Raw genomic sequence first — 18976 nt, 5'->3', positions numbered from 1 at the left:
GCTCCTCCCGGAGCGGGTATTCTCCAGCTTCACTTCTATTTGTCTGACAACAGTTGCCCACCATGCTCAAACGCCTTGCCTACCTGGCGCTCTGTGCCTGCGCCCCGCTGTATGCCGCACCACATATTGACGATCAACGAGTGCAGCAACTGGCCAACGATCCGTTCTGGATCTCCCTGGGCCATTATGAAGCCCGCAAACTGGGCGGCTGGCGCAGCTATGTCAGCGATGACAAATTCTTTCTCGCCAAAGACGGCGCCGAGCATCCGGATTCCGAACTGCGCGCGACCCTCACGGCGTTGTATGCCCCCCTGAACCTGGGAGACAAGCACCCGCAATGCGTATACCCGGCACGCACCCGCTGGCTCAAGGCCCAGCTGAACCTGACCGACCTGCCCAAGGCCGAGTGCGCAGAGTTCAGCCAGTGGTTTAAAGATGTGGCTCCTGACAGCACGGTGATGATTTTCCCGGCGGCCTACCTCAACAGCCCGTCGTCGATGTTCGGCCACACCCTGTTGCGTATCGACCAGGCCGACGTGCAGAGCAACAAGACCGCGCTGCTCAGCTATGCGATCAACTTCGGCGCCTACATTGAAGGTTCCGACAACAGTATTCTGTATGCCTGGAAAGGTTTGGCCGGCGGCTATCCCGGCCTGTTTGCCCTGGTGCCCTACCAGGAAAAGCTCTCGGAATACCGCAGTCTCGAGAACCGCGACCTGTGGGAATACCGCCTGAATCTGACACCCGAAGAAACCCAGCGCATGGTCGAACATGTGTGGGAACTCAAACAAATCCAGTTCGACTATTTCTTCTTCGACGAAAACTGTTCATACCGCTTGCTTGAACTGCTGCAAGTAGCGCGCCCCGGCTTGCAACTGACCAGCCAGTTCCCGCTGACCGCGATCCCCACCGACACCGTGAAAGCGGTAAAGGAAGCCGGGCTGGTGGAAAGCATCGAATATCGCCCGTCCCGCGAGCGTGAACTGCTGGATCGCGCCAAGGTGCTGGATCCTGAAGAACAGCAATGGGTACTGCAGGTCAGCGCCGATCAGGCCCAGCTGCAAAACCCGCAATTCAAGGCGCTGCCCAAAGAGCGTCAGGCGCTGATTATCGACGCGGCTTATCGCCTTGAACGCTACCGGGCCAATGGCCTTGAGCGGGACACCGAGCGCTCACAGCGCAGCTTCGAACTGCTGCGGGCCATTAACCAGAATCCCGCGCCCGGGCTTGAGGTCGAAAAACCCGAACTGCCCGAAAACGGCCACGAGTCGCGCACCTGGCAGCTGGGCGCCGGTAGCCGGGACGACAAGGCGTTTGCCGAATACGGCCTGCGCATGGCCTATCACGACCTGAACGACAACGCTCCGGGATTTCCTCTGGGTGCCCAGATTGAAATTCTGCAACTCAAGCTGCGTCAGTACGAGGGTAATCACTGGCAGGTCCAGCAGCTGGACCTGGCCAATATCCGTTCATTGACCCCACGCAACGACTTGCTGCAGCCCTGGTCCTGGCAAGTAGGTGGCGGGCTCGAGCGCGTCCTCGGCAAGCACGGCGACGAAAACCTGGTCAGCCACGTCAATGGCGGCGCAGGCGGCACCTGGCAATTGGGCGAAAATATGCTGGGATTCGCCCTGGGCACCCTGCGCGTAGAGCACAACAACGACTTCGCGGCCTTTGTGTCGCCAGCGGCGGGCTTCAACACCGGCGTGTTGTGGCGCAATCCGCTGGGCAACCTGAGCCTGGAAGCCAAAGGCGACTACTTCACCAACGGCGAAATCCGCCGCAGCCTGAGCCTGAACCAGCAATGGGAAGTGTCACGCAACCTCGGGCTGCGATTGACTGCACAACGTGAGTTCAGCCACCTCAGCTCCCCGGTGAACGAAGTCATGCTGGAACTGAAGTGGTATCACTACTGAATGGAGTTTAAAAACATGGCAGTCACCTGTGATTCCCTTGAACAAGTGCGCGGGCAGATCGACCGCCTCGATCGCCAGATCGTCAGCCTGATCGCCGAACGCGGAGCCTATGTCTCCCAGGCCGCAGGCTTCAAGAAAGACAGTGCAGCGGTGAAAGCGCCACAGCGGGTTGAACAGGTTATCGCCAAGGCCCGCGCCCTGGCAGAGGAGCTGGGAGCCAACCCCGATGTCACCGAAAGCGTCTACCGCGCCATGATTGCTGCTTTTATCCAGCAGGAGCTGGCAGAGCATGCAGCGTTGCAGCTGGCTGACTAAATAAAACTGTAGGCGCGAGCTGTTCGCTGCTGGATTGAAAAAGCTCGCGAGCAAGCTCGCTCCTACGGGTTATCTGCCAAACCAGTCTGAACCCTGATTCCGGCGCAGGCTCTAAAGCCTACAGCCCCGGAGGGACACCGCCATGAGCCGCGCATTTGTCAACGAAGACACCGCCGCCGAGCAGGCCAATACGCCGATTGAGCGCCAGATCAGCGACCAGCCCAACTATGTCACCGCTGCCGGCCTTGACCAGTTGCAAGCCAAAGTCAGCGAATTGCAGCGCCAGCACAGTGCCGAGTCCGCCCGCCGCGATGACGCCGACAAACAGCGGTTAGCCGAGATTGAGCGCGACCTGCGCTACTACAGCCAGCGGCTGCAAAGCGCCCACGTAGTCGCCCCCGCGACATCAACGCAAAAGGTGCAGATTGGCAGTTGGGTAACCTTTGCCGAAGAATCGGGCAATGAACAACGGGTGCAATTGGTGGGCGAGGATCAGGCCGATGCAGGCCAGGGGCTGATCAATTGGGGCTCGCCCCTGGGTCGCGCGCTGCTGGGCGCGCAACTCGGAGATGAAGTGCTGTGGTTTCGGCCCGCAGGGGATCTGCAGGTCGAAATCATCAGGATTGATCCGGCTTAAACCACGCCCTGGGCCAGCATCGCGTCGGCAACTTTGACGAAGCCCGCAATGTTGGCGCCTTTCACGTAGTTGATCCGGCCGTTCTCTTCACCGTAGTGCACACAGGCGTGGTGAATCGACTGCATGATGTTGTGCAGCTTGCTGTCCACCTCACCCGCCGTCCATAGCAGGCGCATGGCGTTCTGTGACATTTCCAGACCGCTCACTGCCACGCCGCCGGCGTTGGAAGCCTTGCCCGGGGCAAACAAAATACCCGCTTCGATAAACATGTCGACCGCTTCGAGGGTGGTGGGCATGTTCGCGCCTTCAGCCACGCAGACGCAGCCATTGCCGAGCAAAGTGCGGGCCGCATCGGCGTCCAGTTCGTTCTGGGTGGCGCATGGCAGCGCGATGTCACAGGCCAGGTTCCACGGATGCTGGCCGCTCAGAAACTCAAGACCAAACTGGCCGGCAAGTTCGCTGATACGCCCGCGCTTGACGTTTTTCAACTCCATCAACGCCTCCCATTGCTCCTCGCTCAAGCCGGCTTCGCAAAATAGCGTGCCTTCGGAGTCCGACAGCGAGATCACCTTGCCACCCAGGTCCATGACTTTACGGGCCGCATACTGGGCCACGTTGCCGGATCCGGAAATCGCTACACGCTTACCATCAATGCGCTGGCCACTGCGCTTGAGCATTTCCTGGGCGAAGTACACGCAACCGAAGCCGGTGGCTTCCGGACGGATCAGGCTGCCGCCGTAGCTCATGCCCTTGCCGGTCAACACCGAAGTAAACTGGTTGCTCAGGCGTTTGTACTGACCAAACATAAAGCCGATTTCACGTGCCCCCACACCGATGTCGCCTGCCGGAACGTCAACATCGGAACCGATGTGGCGGTACAGCTCACTCATGAAGGCCTGACAGAAGCGCATCACTTCAGCATCGCTTTTACCTTTCGGATTGAAATCCGAGCCCCCTTTACCGCCGCCCATTGGCAACGAGGTCAGGGAATTCTTGAAGGTTTGCTCAAAGGCCAGGAATTTCAGAACCCCCAGGTTCACCGACGGGTGGAAACGCAACCCGCCCTTGTAAGGGCCAATGGCGCTGTTCATCTGGATCCGGAAGCCGCGGTTGACCCGCACTTTGCCTTCGTCATCGACCCACGACACGCGGAACACAATCGCCCGCTCGGGTTCACAAATGCGCTCGAGAATGCCTGAAGTCAGATAGTGCGGATTGGCTTCAAGAAACGGCCACAGACTGCGCAGAACTTCTTCTACGGCCTGATGGAACTCAGGCTGGTCAGGGTCGCGTTTTTTCAGGCGGGCAAGGAAGTGGTCGACGGATTCGATCATGGAAAAGTCTCGGCAAATTTGTTGTCGTTAGAAGCTGATTGCCCAGAACCTTATCAACTCATGAAGCACCGCGACAGCGCAAAATGTCGCAGTTATGAATTTAAATGGTGCTTTTATATAAATTAGTCCAGTTAAAGCAGTCATTGCGCACCATAAAAGTGATTCTTGTACCCAGTTTTGCACCAACTGAAACCCGCCCCCAGGCGCAACCTTCGTTCCTCGTAGGCAACTACGGAAATCATGCCTGTCTGCACAAAAAAAAACGGAGCCCCGAGGGGCTCCGTTGTTTCTTGCAAACCGGCCTTACTGGGCCAGCTTCTTGTGACGTACACGGTGCGGCTGGTTGGCCGCTTCGCCGAGACGCTTTTTACGATCAGCTTCGTACTCGGTGTAGTTGCCTTCAAAGAAGACCGCTTGCGAGTCGTCTTCGTACGCCAGGATGTGAGTCGCGACGCGGTCAAGGAACCACCGATCGTGAGAGATCACAATGGCAGCGCCCGGGAAGTCCAGCAGCGCTTCTTCGAGCGAACGCAGGGTCTCAACGTCAAGGTCGTTGGACGGTTCGTCGAGCAGCAGCACGTTGGCGCCCTCTTTCAAGGTCAGGGCCAGGTGCAAGCGACCACGCTCACCGCCGGACAGGTCCTTGACGAACTTCTGCTGATCGCCACCTTTGAAGTTGAAACGGCCTACATAGGTACGCGACGGGATTTCGTAGTTACCAATGCGGATCACATCAGAACCATCAGAAATGGCCTGGAACACAGTCTTGCTGCCATCCAGGTCGTCGCGGCTCTGATCCACACAGGCAAGCTGCACGGTTTCGCCGATTTCGATGCTGCCGGAGTCCGGCTGCTCTTTGCCCATCAGCATGCGGAACAGGGTCGACTTACCGGCACCGTTACCGCCGATCACGCCAACGATGGCGCCTTTAGGCATGGAGAACGACAGGTTGTCGATCAGCACGCGATCGCCGTAGCCCTTGGACACGTTCTTGAATTCGATAACCTTGTCACCCAGGCGCGGACCGGCCGGGATGTAGATTTCGTTGGTTTCGCTGCGCTTCTGGAATTCCTGCGATTGCAGTTCTTCGAAACGTTGCAGACGGGCCTTGGATTTCGACTGACGAGCCTTGGCGCCTTTACGGACCCATTCCAGCTCGTCTTTCATGGCCTTTTCATGGGCCGACTGCTGCTTGGATTCGGCAGCCAGACGATCGGACTTGGCTTCAAGCCAGCCCGAATAGTTGCCCTCGTAAGGAATGCCCGCACCGCGGTCAAGCTCCAGAATCCAGCCAGCCACGTTATCCAGGAAGTAACGGTCGTGCGTAATCGCAACCACGGTACCCGGGAAATCGTGCAGGAAGTGTTCCAGCCAGGCCACGGAGTCAGCGTCCAGGTGGTTGGTCGGTTCGTCGAGCAGCAGCATGTCCGGGGCCGACAGCAGCAGGCGGCACAAGGCCACACGACGCTTCTCACCACCGGACAGGTGTTCAACCTTGGCATCCCAGGCCGGCAGACGCAGTGCATCGGCAGCGACTTCCAGCTGGCGCTCCAGGTTGTGACCGTCGCTTGCCTGCAGAATGGATTCGAGCTTGGCCTGTTCTGCAGCCAGCTTGTCGAAGTCGGCATCCGGGTCAGCGTATTCAGCGTAAACCTGATCCAGACGCGCTTGCGCATCCTTGATTACGCTAACGGCTTCTTCAACCACTTCACGTACGGTTTTGTTCGGGTCCAGCTGCGGCTCTTGGGGCAGGTAGCCGATGTTCAATTCCGGCATCGGGCGTGCTTCGCCGTCGAACTCGGTGTCCACGCCAGCCATGATTTTCAACAGGGTGGATTTACCCGAACCGTTCAAACCGAGCACGCCAATCTTGGCGCCCGGGTAAAACGACAGGGAGATGTTTTTCAGGATTTCCCGCTTCGGCGGAACAACTTTGCTCAGCCGATGCATGGTGAATACGTATTGAGCCATGGAGAACCTAGCGTCAGTGACTGATGAATAAGGCGCGAGCATTGCCGGATCAGGCAATAGGAAAAAGTCAGGGACTGATATGCATCAATACCTGCTGACCGTATATGCCTGAGTGTAGGCGCTCGAATAACCGGCAAAGCTACCTGAATGCGTTGATCAGGGCAAACCAGAGCAAAGCACAGGGCTGGCACTTTGCCACAACCCAAGGCATGCTAGGCGCCCTCTGGGCGTCCGGCTTATAGTGCGCGCGCGCCTTGTTTGCCAAACCGCAGGATCACAGCTTGCCCAATGTCACCCCGCCAACACTGCCCCGCAAACCAGGCCAACTCCTTGGCACACCTGTGCGCGGCACGTTAAAAGGCGCACTGGCAACCCTGGTCCTGTTGCTGCTGGCAATGCTGTTCTGGCTATTGATTGAACAGTTCCGGAACGCGATCCAGCAGGAGCGCCTGTCGAGCATCAATTACAGCGCAGACCTGGCCGACCACATCAACCTGAGTATGGAACTCAGGGCCGAAACCGCCCTCAACCTGCTGCCTGCCTATGCCCCCCCCAAAGATTCGCTCCAGCTACAGGAGCTGCTCGAACGGCTGCGCCAAACCTTGCCGCCCCTGCAAAGCCTGGCCTTATTGAGTCCAGCCGGAGAAGTGCTGCTCGACAGCACGGGCATCAGCCCCGATGCGGCCTACCTGGCCGACTGGATAAAAAACATCCGGTTGTACAGCCGTACAGCCGGGTATTTTTACGGCAACAACAGGGATGCCAGCGTTGCTTATCTGTTGTTGCGCCAGACCGGTGACACGACCAACGGTTACTGGCTGCTGCGCATGACCCCGGATCTGCTGCAAAACCTCACGCGCCAGACCCTGAACAGCAACCGCCCCCAATGGCAGGTCGAAAACACCCTGACGGATCAGGTGCTCAGCACCAGTACCGCTCCTGTCACCCGGGTATCAAGCTCCGATCCCCGGGACATGGATGACACAGTACTGCTGACCCCCTTGCGCAACAGCGACTGGCAGTTGCGCGGGCTGTTCAATGACCAGATGGCGGCGCAACAGCTGCTACCCGGGCTGATTGGCAAATGCTTGCTCGGCCTGCTGTTCTCGATGCTGCCGGTGATCGCACTTTTGAATATGCGCCGCCGCCAGCGCCAGCTGCACGAAGGCCGGCGTCGTTATCACGATATTTTTGAAGGCACCGGCGTCGCGCTCTGCGTGCTCGACCTGTCCAGCCTGCCTGGCTTTCTTGAGCGCGAAAAAATCCAGGACAGCCATGCCCTCAAACAATGGCTGAACAACCAGCCGCAGCATCGGCGCCAGCTGTTTGAACAATTGCGCATCACCGAAGTGAACCAGGTCGCCATGCAGTTGCTGGAGGTCGAATCCGAGGACGGCGCCTGGTCAAAACTGATCAGCGGCGCCCCTCAAGCCGGCTCGGCCATTGGTTATCAACTGGTCGAGGCCGTGCTCAACCGGCTGCAACAACTGGAGCTGGAAATCAAACTGGCCGACGCCGGGGGGCGTGACCAGCATTTATGGCTGGTGCTGCGTCTGCCCGATACCCGCCTGGACTATCACGCGGTCATTCTGAGCATTACCGACATTACCAACCGCAAGCTGATCGAGCTGTCCTTGCAGGAGCGCGAAAGCTTTTGGTCCGACGTGGTACGCACCGTGCCGGACCACCTGTATGTGCAGGATGTCACCAGCCAGATGATGATTTTCAGCAATCACCATCTGGGCCACACCCTGGGCTACAACGCCGCCGAGCTCAAGCAAATGGGCGCTTATTTCTGGGAGCTGCTGCTGCACCCCGACGACGCCGGGCACTATCACGAACTGCGCCACCAGCAACGTCACGGCAACTATGTGCGCCGGTTGCAATGCCAGTTGCGCTTTCGTCATCGCAGTGGCGTCTGGCGCAGTTTTGAGATTCGCGAACAGGCTCTGGCCCTGGGTACCGGGGAGCAGGTAACGCGGATTGTCGGGGTTGCCAAAGACATCACCGACCAGATCGAGGCCAGCGAATCGCTGCGCGACAGTGAGCAGCGCTACCGGATGCTGGCGGAAAGCATCAGTGATGTGATTTTCTCCACCGACAGCAGGTTATGCCTGAATTACGTCAGTCCGTCGGTACAGACTGTGCTGGGCTACGACGCGCAATGGGTGTTCAACAATGGTTGGCAATCGACCATCGCCAATCCGCAACAACTGGCGGGTATCTACAGCCTGCTGGCGCGGGTCAGCGCTGCGCTGGACACCCCCGAGCAACTGGCGCCCCTGCGCACTCAAGTGCAAACCCAGGTGTTCCTGCTCGACTGCTTGCGGGCTGACGGACGCAAAATCCCCATCGAGCTGCGTCTGGTACTGGTGTGGGATGAGAGCAATACGTTCGAGGGCATCCTCGGCGTTGGCCGCGATATCAGTCAGCAGCGCAACGCAGAAAAAGACCTGCGAATGGCGGCTACGGTATTCGAACACTCGACCTCGGCGATCCTGATAACCGACCCGGCCGGCTATATCGTCCAGGCCAATGAGGCCTTTAGCCGGGTCAGCGGTTACGCCGTAGCGCAAGTGCTCGACCAGTTGCCAAGCATGCTGACCGTGGATGAACAGCAACAGGCGCATCTGCGTTACGTGATCAAGCAACTCAATCAGCACCGCTCATGGGAGGGCGAGGTGTGGCTCAAACGCCGCAGCGGCGAACACTACCCGGCATGGGTCGGGATCACCGCGGTGCTGGACGATGAAGGTGACCTGGCCAGCTACGTGTGTTTTTTCAGTGACATCAGCGAACGCAAGGCCAGTGAGCAGCGAATCCACCGCCTGGCCTATTACGATGCCCTGACCCACCTGCCCAACCGGACACTGTTTCAGGATCGCCTGCACACAGCACTGCAACAGGGCGACCGGAACAAGTCGTGGGTGGTCCTGATGTTCCTCGACCTCGACCGTTTCAAACCGATCAATGACTCCCTGGGGCACGCCGCCGGCGACCGCATGCTCAAAGACATGGCGACCCGCCTGCTGGCCTGTGTTGACGACGACGATACCGTGGCGCGCATGGGCGGGGACGAGTTCACCCTGCTCCTGCAACCACGGGCAACCCGTCAAATGGCCCTGAACCGGGCCATCAGCGTGGCCGAACAGATCCTCGCCAGCCTGGTACAACCCTTTGTCCTCGAAAGCCGTGAATTCTTCGTCACGGCCAGTATCGGCATAGCCCTGAGCCCGCAAGACGGAAACGAACTCAGCCAGTTGATGAAAAACGCCGATACGGCGATGTACCACGCCAAAGAGCGCGGCAAGAACAACTTCCAGTTCTATCAGGCCGACATGAACGCCAGCGCCCTGGAACGCCTGGAACTGGAAAGCGATTTGCGCCATGCCCTGGAGCAGGAAGAATTCGTACTCTATTACCAGCCGCAATTCAGTGGCGACGGCAAACGCCTGACCGGGGTTGAAGCACTGTTGCGCTGGAATCACCCGCGCCGCGGACTGGTGCCGCCCGGGGATTTTATCCCGGTGCTCGAAGAGCTGGGCCTGGTGGTCGACGTCGGTGACTGGGTGCTGGCCGCAGCCTGTCGCCAACTCAAACACTGGCATCAGGCCAAGGTGCGGGTGCCCAAAGTCTCGGTCAATATCTCGGCGCGCCAGTTTTCGGACGGCCAGTTGGGCAACCGGATTGCCAACATCCTCAAGGAAACGGGCCTGCCCCCGGCGTGTCTTGAGCTCGAGCTGACCGAAAGCATCCTGATGCGCGAAGTCAGCGAGGCGCTGCAAATTCTGGCCAGCCTAAAAAATCTCGGCCTGAGCATTGCCGTCGACGACTTCGGCACCGGCTATTCATCGCTCAACTACCTCAAGCAATTCCCGATCGACGTACTGAAAATCGACCGTACCTTTGTCGACGGTTTGCCCTGTGGCGAGCAGGACGCCCAGATTGCCCGGGCCATTATTGCAATGGCCCACAGCCTGAATCTGGCGGTCATCGCCGAAGGCGTCGAGACCCACGAACAGCTGGTTTTCCTGCGCGAGCACGGCTGCGACGAAGTCCAGGGCTACCTGCTGGGACGACCGCTGCCGGCACACCAGTTAGAGAAACAGTTACTGGCCAAGCAGCGGCACACTGCCAGTGATGAATTACCCATTTGAAGTGGCCGTTACCTGCTTGCAGTTTGATCAGGAACGCCGTGAATCGCTTTCATATGCCAGATAAAACCCATTGGGTTAGAATGCCCTCCTTTTCTGCCCCCGATCCTTGAGGACCGCCATGTTCAGCCGTGATTTGACACTTGCCAAGTTCGACGCCGACCTTTTTGCCGCCATGGAGCAAGAAGCTCAGCGCCAGGAAGAACATATTGAGCTGATCGCTTCGGAAAACTACACCAGCCCAGCGGTCATGGAAGCTCAAGGCTCGGTTCTGACCAACAAGTACGCCGAAGGTTATCCGGGCAAGCGTTACTACGGTGGCTGCGAATACGTCGACGTCGTCGAGCAACTGGCCATCGACCGTGCAAAAGAACTGTTCGGCGCCGATTACGCCAACGTTCAGCCGCACGCCGGCTCCCAGGCCAACAGCGCTGTATACCTGGCCCTGCTGTCGGCCGGCGACACCATTCTGGGCATGAGCCTGGCCCACGGCGGTCACTTGACCCACGGCGCCAGCGTTTCGTCCTCGGGCAAGCTGTACAACGCCATCCAGTACGGTATCGACGCCAATGGCCTGATCGACTACGACGAAGTTGAACGTCTGGCCGTTGAGAACAAGCCAAAAATGATCGTGGCCGGTTTCTCTGCCTACTCGCAGATCCTCGACTTCCCGCGTTTCCGCGCTATCGCAGACAAAGTCGGCGCCTACCTGTTCGTCGACATGGCACACGTGGCCGGTCTGGTTGCAGCGGGCGTTTACCCGAACCCGGTTCCTTATGCTGACGTAGTGACCACCACTACCCACAAAACCCTGCGCGGTCCACGTGGCGGCCTGATCCTGGCCAAAGCCAACGCCGACATCGAGAAGAAGCTGAATTCGGCTGTTTTCCCGGGTTCCCAGGGCGGTCCGCTGGAGCACGTTATCGCGGCCAAGGCCGTGTGCTTCAAGGAAGCGCTGCAGCCTGAGTTCAAGGCTTACCAGCAACAAGTGGTCAAGAACGCTCAGGCCATGGCTTCGGTGTTCATCGAGCGCGGTTTTGACGTGGTCTCGGGCGGTACTGAAAACCACCTGTTCCTGCTGTCGCTGATCAAGCAGGACATCTCCGGTAAAGATGCTGACGCCGCTCTGGGCAAAGCCTTCATCACCGTGAACAAAAACTCCGTACCGAACGATCCACGCTCCCCGTTCGTTACCTCGGGTCTGCGTTTCGGTACTCCGGCTGTCACCACCCGCGGCTTCAAGGTTGAAGAATGCCGTGAACTGGCAGGCTGGATCTGCGACATCCTTGACGACATCAACAACGAAGCCGTTATTGATGCCGTTCGCGAGAAGGTCAAAGCCATTTGCGCCAAGCTGCCTGTTTACGGCAACTGATAGCAAACAGCTGAAAAAAAGCCCGGCTTTCTAGCCGGGCTTTTTTCTGGGCGCTCTGCGGATACGCCCTGTAGGAGCGAGCTTGCTCGCGAGCTTCTTCAAACCATAAACAGCCCGCGCCTACAGATATAAGGCGGTGATGGATCAGAGCCGTGCAAACCCTTCGCGAATGGTGGCCTCCGGCAATTCATCGGCAATAAACACCATCACGCTTTCGCGCAGCTCGCCCTCGGCCCATTCGGTGTCCCAATCAAAACCGTAGAGCTTGAGCACACCCTGAAACACCAGGCGCCGGTCTTCACCGGCAATATTCAATACACCCTTGTAACGCAGCAGCTGTTTGCCGTGCTCTTCCAGCAGCTCGTTCATAAAGGTGCTGAGGCTGTCGATATCCAGCGGTTTTTCGGTGCGCAGCACCATGCTGGAAATACGGTCCGCAGAAGCCGCAGGCTGTACCGGACGCAAATTCAGACCGCCACCTGGATCTGCATTCAGGTTGAACCCGCGCACATCCAGCAGCTCGGCCAGATCAATCTTGCCGTGCTCCACCACCCGGATCGGCGCCCGGCGATTGATCCGGGTCAGGCGCTGGCACAGCGCATCAAACGTGGCGTCATCCACCAGATCACGCTTGCTCACCAACAGCCGGTCGGCAAAGCCGATTTGCGCCTGGGCGATGGTCTGGCTCAGGTGAACCTCGGCGTGGGCGGCATCCACCAGCGTGATGATGCCGTCCAGCAGATAACGCTCACGCAGTTCTTCGTCAATAAAGAAGGTTTGTGCCACCGGCGCCGGATCAGCCAGGCCGGTGCATTCGATGACCAGCCGGTCGAAGGTGATTTCACCGCTGTCCAGACGCTCAAGCAACAGGTACAGCGCCTTGGTCAGATCAGTGTAAATGGTGCAGCACACACAGCCATTGGACAGGGTCATGACTTGCACCGGCTCATCGCCCAACAACTGGGTGTCGATTCCGGCATCGCTGAATTCGTTTTCAATCACGGCGATTTTCAGCCCGTGCTCGGCCTTGAGCAGATGACGCAACAAGGTGGTTTTACCGGCACCGAGAAATCCGCTGAGGATGGTGACGGGGATTGGAGAGGTCATGTCGGGTCTCCTGTTGAACACAAAAAAATGTGGGAGCGGGCTTGCCCGCGAAGGTATCGACAGTCGATGCCATCGCGGACAAACCCGCTCCCACAGTCAGATACAACCCGCCCTTAGCGGATTAACAGCACTTGGGCCCGCCCTTGCCGCCGTAACGCGCCTCCTGGCGCTCCCGAAAGAACGCTTCGTAGGTCATTACCGGCTTGTCCGGGTGTTTGGTTTGCATATGCTCGACGTAATTGTCGTAGTCGGGCATGCCGACCATCAGGCGCGCGGCCTGACCGAGGTATTTACCGAGGCGACTCAGGTCATTGAACATGTTTGCAATCCTCTGTCATGCATCCGGTAGGGAGTGGTACGGCGCTTCTTTATCCGTACGTTCTTTACGCCCCCAGGCCGCGGCACCGACTTTAACGGCATAGAACAGAATGCTGAACACCACGAACAGGAACAGCACGGTCAGACCGGCGTTGGTGTAGGCATTGATGATCACGTGCTGCATCTGATCGATGTTTTTCGCCGGGGCAATCACTTGGCCGGCATCCAGTGCGGTGCTGTATTTTTTCGCCAGGGCCAGGAAACCGACCGCCGGGTTAGCGTCGAACAGCTTGATGAAACCGGCGTAGGTGGTGCAAATCAGCAGCCAGACCGCTGGCAGCATGGTTACCCAAATGTAGCGCTGGCGCTTCATTTTGATCAGCACGACGGTGGCCAGCATCAGCGCAATCCCCGCCAGCATCTGGTTGGAAATACCGAACAACGGCCACAGGGTGTTGATGCCGCCCAGCGGGTCGATTACGCCCTGGTACAGCAGGTAACCCCACATCGCCACACACAGACCGGTTGCCAGCACGTTGGCTGGCCACGACTCGGTGCGCTTGAGGGCTGGCACGAAGCTGCCAAGCAAGTCCTGCAACATGAAGCGACCGGCACGGGTGCCCGCGTCGACCGCGGTCAGAATGAACAGCGCCTCAAACAAAATGGCGAAGTGATACCAGAACGCCATGGTGTTTTCGCCCGGCAGCACGTTGTGCAGGATCTGCGCGATACCCACTGCCAGGGTCGGTGCGCCGCCGGCACGGGCCAGAACCGTGGTTTCACCGATGTCATGGGCCAGTGCCGTCAGTGCGTCCGGGGTAATTGCAAAGCCCCAGCTGCTCACCGTTTGCGCCACAGTCACCACGTCACCGCCGACAATGGCTGCCGGGCTGTTCATGGCGAAGTACACACCAGGCTCGATGACCGACGCGGCAACCATTGCCATGATGGCCACGAATGACTCCATCAGCATCGCGCCGTAGCCGATATAACGGGAGTTGCATTCGTTATCCAGCAGTTTGGGCGTGGTACCCGAGGCAATCAGTGCGTGGAAACCCGACACCGCCCCGCAGGCAATGGTGATGAACAGGAACGGGAACAGACCGCCTTTCCACACCGGACCGGTGCCGTCGACGAATTGGGTCAGGGCCGGCATTTTCAGCTCGGGCATGGTGACCAGAATGCCGATCGCCAGGGCCACGATGGTGCCGATTTTAAGGAAGGTGGACAGGTAGTCACGGGGCGCAAGTACCAGCCACACCGGCAGCACCGCCGCCACAAAGCCGTAGCCGATCAGCATCCAGGTGATTTGCGTGCCGGTGAAGGTAAATATCGGCGCCCACTCCGGGCTGGCCGCAATCTGGCCCCCCAGCCAGATGGAACCCAGCAACAGCAACACGCCGACAATCGAGATTTCACCGATACGGCCCGGGCGGATGTAGCGCATGTAAATGCCCATGAACATCGCGATCGGGATGGTGGCCATCACTGTGAACATGCCCCACGGGCTCTCGGCCAGGGCTTTGACCACGATCAGCGCCAGCACCGCGAGGATGATGATCATGATCAGGAAGCAGCCAAACAGCGCGATGGTGCCAGGCACCTTGCCCATCTCTTCGCGCACCATGTCGCCCAGGGAGCGACCGTTGCGACGAACGGACATGAACAGGACCATGAAGTCCTGTACTGCACCGGCCAGCACTACCCCGGCAATCAGCCAGAGCGTGCCCGGCAGATAGCCCATTTGCGCGGCCAGTACCGGCCCGACCAGAGGCCCGGCGCCGGCGATGGCTGCAAAGTGGTGACCGAAAAGAATGTGTTTGTTGGTCGGGACATAGTCCAGACCGTCGTTATTGACCACCGCCGGTGTCGCCCGCAGTGGGTCCAGTTGCATCACCTTGGTGGCGATAAACAAACTGTAATAACGGTAAGCGACCAGGTAGATGGCAACGGCTGCCACTACGATCCACAAGGCGTTGACCGCCTCGCCTCGGCGCAAGGCCACTACGCCAAGGGCGCAGGCTCCTACAATTGCCAGCACCAGCCACGGGATGTGGCGTAGCAGGCTATTTTTATTATTCATTTTTATATTCCGGCCAGTTGGACAAGAAAGACTGCCACCGGAGTTTAGCGCCCCCAGCTCTAAAGACCACCCCCTTACCTTGGTCTAGAGCCTTCTTTTACGGTTTTATGCTTGGCTATTGATCCGTTTGCGCAGTCAGGCCTGCGCGGTGCTTGCCGCTGTTTGAAGCGCTACTCAAACAATGCATCCAGCGCCTGTTCCAGACGGGTCACGCCAATTACCTTCAGACCCGGCGGCGACTCTTTGGGGGCGTTGCCCATAGGCACGATGGCCCGTTTGAAACCGTGCTTGGCCGCCTCTTTCAAGCGTTCCTGACCGCTGGGCACCGGTCGTACTTCACCCGACAACCCCACCTCGCCAAATACCAGCAGATCGTGGGGCAGCGGTTTATTGCGCAGACTGGACATCACGGCGGCCATCAGTGCGAGGTCGGACGCGGTCTCCAGCACCTTGACCCCGCCCACCACGTTGAGGAATACATCCTGATCGTGGGTCGGAATTCCACCGTGGCGATGCAGGACGGCCAGCAACATGGCCAGGCGGTTTTGATCCAGGCCCAGGGTGACCCGGCGCGGATTGGACATGTGGCTGTCATCCACCAGTGCCTGCACCTCTACCAGCATCGGGCGTGTGCCTTCCCAAGTGGCCATGACCACACTGCCGGGCACTTCTTCCTGGGCCCGGGTGAGGAAAATCGCAGACGGGTTGGAGACCTCTTTCAGGCCCTTGTCGGTCATGCCGAACACGCCCAGTTCGTTAACTGCGCCGAAACGGTTTTTTACCGCCCGCAACAAACGCAAACGACCGTCGGACTCGCCCTCGAAATACAGCACGGTGTCGACCATGTGCTCCAGCACCCGGGGCCCGGCCAGCGCGCCCTCTTTGGTGACGTGGCCCACAAGGAAGATCGCGGTGCCGCTGGACTTGGCATAGCGCACCAGCAATGCCGCACTTTCACGCACTTGCGACACGCCACCCGGGGCCGATTGCAGTTGCTCGGTGAAGATGGTCTGGATCGAGTCGATCACCATGACCTTGGGTTTTTCCAGCTTGGCGGTGGCGATGATGCTTTCGATGCAGGTCTCGGTCATGACCTTGAGCTGATCCTGGGGCAAGCCCAGACGGCGGGCGCGCATGGCTACTTGCTGCTGCGATTCCTCGCCGGTGACATACAGCGCAGGCATGCGCGAGGCCATATGACACAAAGTTTGCAGGAGAATGGTCGATTTACCGATTCCGGGATCGCCGCCGATCAGCACCACCGAGCCGTCCACCAGACCGCCACCGAGCACCCGGTCCAGCTCGCCCGAGGCGGTGGAGAAGCGCGGGATTTCAGCAATGCTGACCTCGGCCAGGGTTTTGATCTGGGCTTGTTGCCCGGTCCAGCCGGTGCGTCCGCTGGGTGGCGCGGCAGCACCACTTTCAACAATGGTTTCGACCAGGGTGTTCCAGACGCCGCACTCACCGCACTGCCCGGCCCACTTGGGGAAAGTTGCGCCGCACTCGGTGCAGCCGTATATGCGCTTGGGCTTGGCCATCTGAACTCCACGGAAAAACCGCGATGATAGCCCAGCACACCCGTATTAGTGCGATCGCGGCATACGGATTTCGCCATCGGCCAGCCGGGCGGCACTATTGCCCTGTGCATCTTCGGCATTCAGGTCGGCCCCCTTGCGCGACAAATCCCTGAGCAATTCGGCCCGCTGAAACAGGCCTGCATACATGGCAGCGGTCTGCCCCGCGCCGTTGCGCTGATCAGGGTTGCAATCAGTGCCCAGTAAACGGCGGGCAATCCGGACTTCGCCCTTGAAAATCGCGCCCATCAGGGCTGTATTACCGCGCAAGTCTTGGGCACAGGGGTTTGCGCCAGCCTTCAGCAAGTGCTCAACCGCCTCGCCCTGACCGTTGTAGGCCGCAAGGATGAGCGCGGTATAACCCTTGCTGTCTTGCACATTGAGGCTGTAGCCGGACTCGATAAAGGTGTCGAGCATGGCCACGTCACCACGGCGCGCCGCATCGAAGTAATAGTTCCGGAGTTCGGCCTGTACATCAGGTTCGGCGGCCAGGGCAAGCCCGCTGACAATAAGCAGAGTCAGGGATAAAAGCGTTCTCATAGGTTCATACCTTAACCGCCCTGTGGGAGCGAGCGTGCTCGCTCCTGCAGGATTGGTAACTAAGTCAGTCGACCAGTCTGGCGGCCAGTGCCTTGACCCGGCCCAGGTCACCCTTGGCCACTTTGGTCACGCCGGTGCCGTATTCAGGGTCGGCCTTGTACAGAAACGACAGCATGATGTGTTTGCTCTCATCGTCTGTTGTCGCCAAAGACTCACCGAAACTTTCAATCAGATCCTGACGCTCTTTTTTGCTGAAGGAACGGTAAAGATCCCCCGCCTGTTTGAAGTTTTGCTCACGCTGAATCTTCGCTTGCTGGGTGGTGCCCGACACTGGCATTTCGCTGTAACGCGCAGCTTGCGGCTCTTCGCGCGGCATCAGGCGGCTCGGCTGATAATTCACCCCGGTGACGGTATGACCGATATTCATCGCACCGTCCTGGTTGCCATTGTTGACACCATTGCGCGGGGCATTTATCGGCAACTGCATGGCGTTGGCACCAAGGCGGTACATCTGCGTATCGGCATAGGAGAACACCCGGCCTTGCAGCAGGCGGTCTTCGGAAGGCTCGATACCCGGCACCAGATTGGCCGGGGCCATAGCGACCTGTTCGGTTTCTTGAAACACATTGGCCGGGTTGCGGTTCAACACCATCTGCCCGACTTTGCGCTCAGGTACCCCCGGCCAGATTTTGGTTGCATCCAGCGGGTCAAAATCGAAGGTTTTCAGATCTTGCGGCTTGAGTACCTGCACGTACAAATCCCACTTGGGGAAATCGCCCTTGTTGATATGGGCCACCAGATCATTGGTCAGGTGGCTGTAATCACGGCCCTGAACCCGGGTGACCTGTGCGGGATCCAGATTGTTGAGGCCCTGGAGGCTTTTCCAGTGGAATTTCACATAGCGCACGTCACCTTTGGCGTTCACCAGTTTGTAGGCGTGTACCCCATTACCGTCCATCTGGCGATAGCTGGCCGGCGTACCTGCGTTGGAGTACAGCTCGGTCAGGGTGCGGGTGGCTTCGGGTACATGGGAGAAGAAGTCGAAGCGCCGTGAGTCGTCGTCAAGGTTGGTGCGCGGGTCGGGCTTGAAGGCATGCACCATGTCCGGAAACTTGATCGCATCGCGGATAAAGAAGGTCGGGAAGTTGTTGCCTACCAGGTCCCAGTTACCGTCGGCGGTGTAAAACTTGGTGGCGAAACCCCGTGGATCACGCAGGGTTTCCGGCGAATGGTTGCCGTGCACCACAGCCGAAAAACGGACAAACACCGGCGTGGTTTCACCCGCGGCAAATACTTTGGCTTTGCTCAGATCACTCATGTCACTGGTCACGGTAAAGGTGCCGTGAGCCCCGGTGCCGCGGGCATGCACCACACGCTCCGGGATGCGTTCGCGGTCAAAGCGCTGAAGTTTTTGCAGCAACTGCACGTCTTGCAGCAATACCGGGCCGTTTGCCCCTGCCGTTTGCGAGTTCTGGTTATCGCCGACTGCGGCACCGTTGTCGCGAGTCAAGGTGGCGGCCTGTACTGAAACCGACAGCAGGCTGGCGCTCAAAACACACAGCAGGCGACGCTGTGAAAACGCTCCAGAGCCTAGGGGGATGGTCATGGGTAAGTCCTCTGATTATTAGGTGCGCATCGGGGCGCTGACCAAA

12 protein-coding genes and 1 pseudogene are annotated in these 18976 nt (G+C 58.9%); 5 read left to right on the top strand and 8 right to left on the bottom strand.

Annotation, left to right across the window (positions count from 1 at the left end; genetic code table 11):
• Positions 1 to 62 precede the first annotated feature (62 nt).
• The 3 genes from B195_RS03475 to B195_RS03465 all read left to right on the top strand — a co-directional run bounded on the left by B195_RS03475 (position 63) and on the right by B195_RS03465 (position 2868).
• Complete coding sequence (locus B195_RS03475) at positions 63 to 1916, top strand: DUF4105 domain-containing protein (protein ID WP_003443946.1); 1854 nt, start codon at positions 63 to 65, stop codon at positions 1914 to 1916.
• 15 nt (positions 1917 to 1931) lie between these two features.
• Complete coding sequence (locus B195_RS03470) at positions 1932 to 2231, top strand: chorismate mutase (RefSeq protein WP_029612191.1); 300 nt, start codon at positions 1932 to 1934, stop codon at positions 2229 to 2231.
• Between the two features lie 142 nt (positions 2232 to 2373).
• Positions 2374 to 2868, top strand: a complete 495-nt coding sequence (locus B195_RS03465) for a GreA/GreB family elongation factor (RefSeq protein ID WP_003443952.1) — start codon at positions 2374 to 2376, stop codon at positions 2866 to 2868.
• Here the strand turns inward: B195_RS03465 and gdhA are convergent.
• Positions 2865 to 4202 (bottom strand): NADP-specific glutamate dehydrogenase, encoded by a 1338-nt coding sequence (gene gdhA, locus B195_RS03460; RefSeq protein WP_003443954.1) that lies wholly within the window; start codon positions 4200 to 4202, stop codon positions 2865 to 2867. The two genes, B195_RS03465 and gdhA, sit on opposite strands and share 4 nt — an antisense overlap.
• A 303-nt stretch (positions 4203 to 4505) precedes the next feature.
• Positions 4506 to 6173, bottom strand: a complete 1668-nt coding sequence (gene ettA / locus B195_RS03455; RefSeq protein WP_003443957.1) for an energy-dependent translational throttle protein EttA — start codon at positions 6171 to 6173, stop codon at positions 4506 to 4508.
• A 986-nt stretch (positions 6174 to 7159) separates the two neighbouring features.
• On the opposite strand from ettA, the pseudogene B195_RS03450 reads away from it, so the two are divergent.
• Together B195_RS03450 and glyA are read left to right on the top strand one after the other, a co-directional pair.
• Positions 7160 to 10330: pseudogene (locus tag B195_RS03450) on the top strand (EAL domain-containing protein); the annotation flags it as partial.
• 118 nt (positions 10331 to 10448) lie between these two features.
• Positions 10449 to 11702 carry a serine hydroxymethyltransferase gene (gene glyA / locus B195_RS03445; protein WP_003443962.1) on the top strand — a complete coding sequence of 418 codons (1254 nt, stop codon included), beginning with the start codon at positions 10449 to 10451 and terminating at the stop codon, positions 11700 to 11702.
• A 144-nt stretch (positions 11703 to 11846) separates the two neighbouring features.
• Here the strand turns inward: glyA and yjiA are convergent, their stop codons facing one another.
• The 6 genes from yjiA to katB form a co-directional block, all read right to left on the bottom strand.
• Complete coding sequence (gene yjiA / locus B195_RS03440; RefSeq protein WP_003443966.1) at positions 11847 to 12809, bottom strand: GTPase; 963 nt, start codon at positions 12807 to 12809, stop codon at positions 11847 to 11849.
• A 121-nt stretch (positions 12810 to 12930) separates the two neighbouring features.
• Entirely contained in the window at positions 12931 to 13128 is a 198-nt protein-coding gene (locus B195_RS03435) for a YbdD/YjiX family protein (RefSeq protein WP_003443968.1), read from the bottom strand.
• A gap of 15 nt (positions 13129 to 13143) precedes the next feature.
• Complete coding sequence (locus tag B195_RS03430; protein WP_003443970.1) at positions 13144 to 15210, bottom strand: carbon starvation CstA family protein; 2067 nt, start codon at positions 15208 to 15210, stop codon at positions 13144 to 13146.
• Positions 15211 to 15380: 170 nt separating this feature from the next.
• Entirely contained in the window at positions 15381 to 16748 is a 1368-nt protein-coding gene (radA, locus tag B195_RS03425) for a DNA repair protein RadA (protein ID WP_003443972.1), read from the bottom strand.
• A gap of 45 nt (positions 16749 to 16793) precedes the next feature.
• The gene (locus tag B195_RS03420) at positions 16794 to 17324 is read right to left on the bottom strand and encodes an ankyrin repeat domain-containing protein (protein ID WP_003443973.1); all 531 of its coding nucleotides are present in this window, start codon (positions 17322 to 17324) and stop codon (positions 16794 to 16796) included.
• A 64-nt stretch (positions 17325 to 17388) separates the two neighbouring features.
• A complete protein-coding gene (katB, locus tag B195_RS03415; RefSeq protein WP_003443975.1) occupies positions 17389 to 18930 on the bottom strand; it encodes a catalase KatB in 1542 nt (513 codons plus the stop codon).
• Positions 18931 to 18976 lie beyond the last annotated feature (46 nt).

Origin of the sequence: Pseudomonas sp. Lz4W, assembly GCF_000346225.2 — a bacterium.
In the GTDB taxonomy this organism is placed as follows: Bacteria; Pseudomonadota; Gammaproteobacteria; order Pseudomonadales; family Pseudomonadaceae; genus Aquipseudomonas; species Aquipseudomonas paraversuta.
The sequence above is the reverse complement of the archived record's forward strand: the minus strand, read 5'-3'. Positions and strand labels throughout refer to the sequence as shown.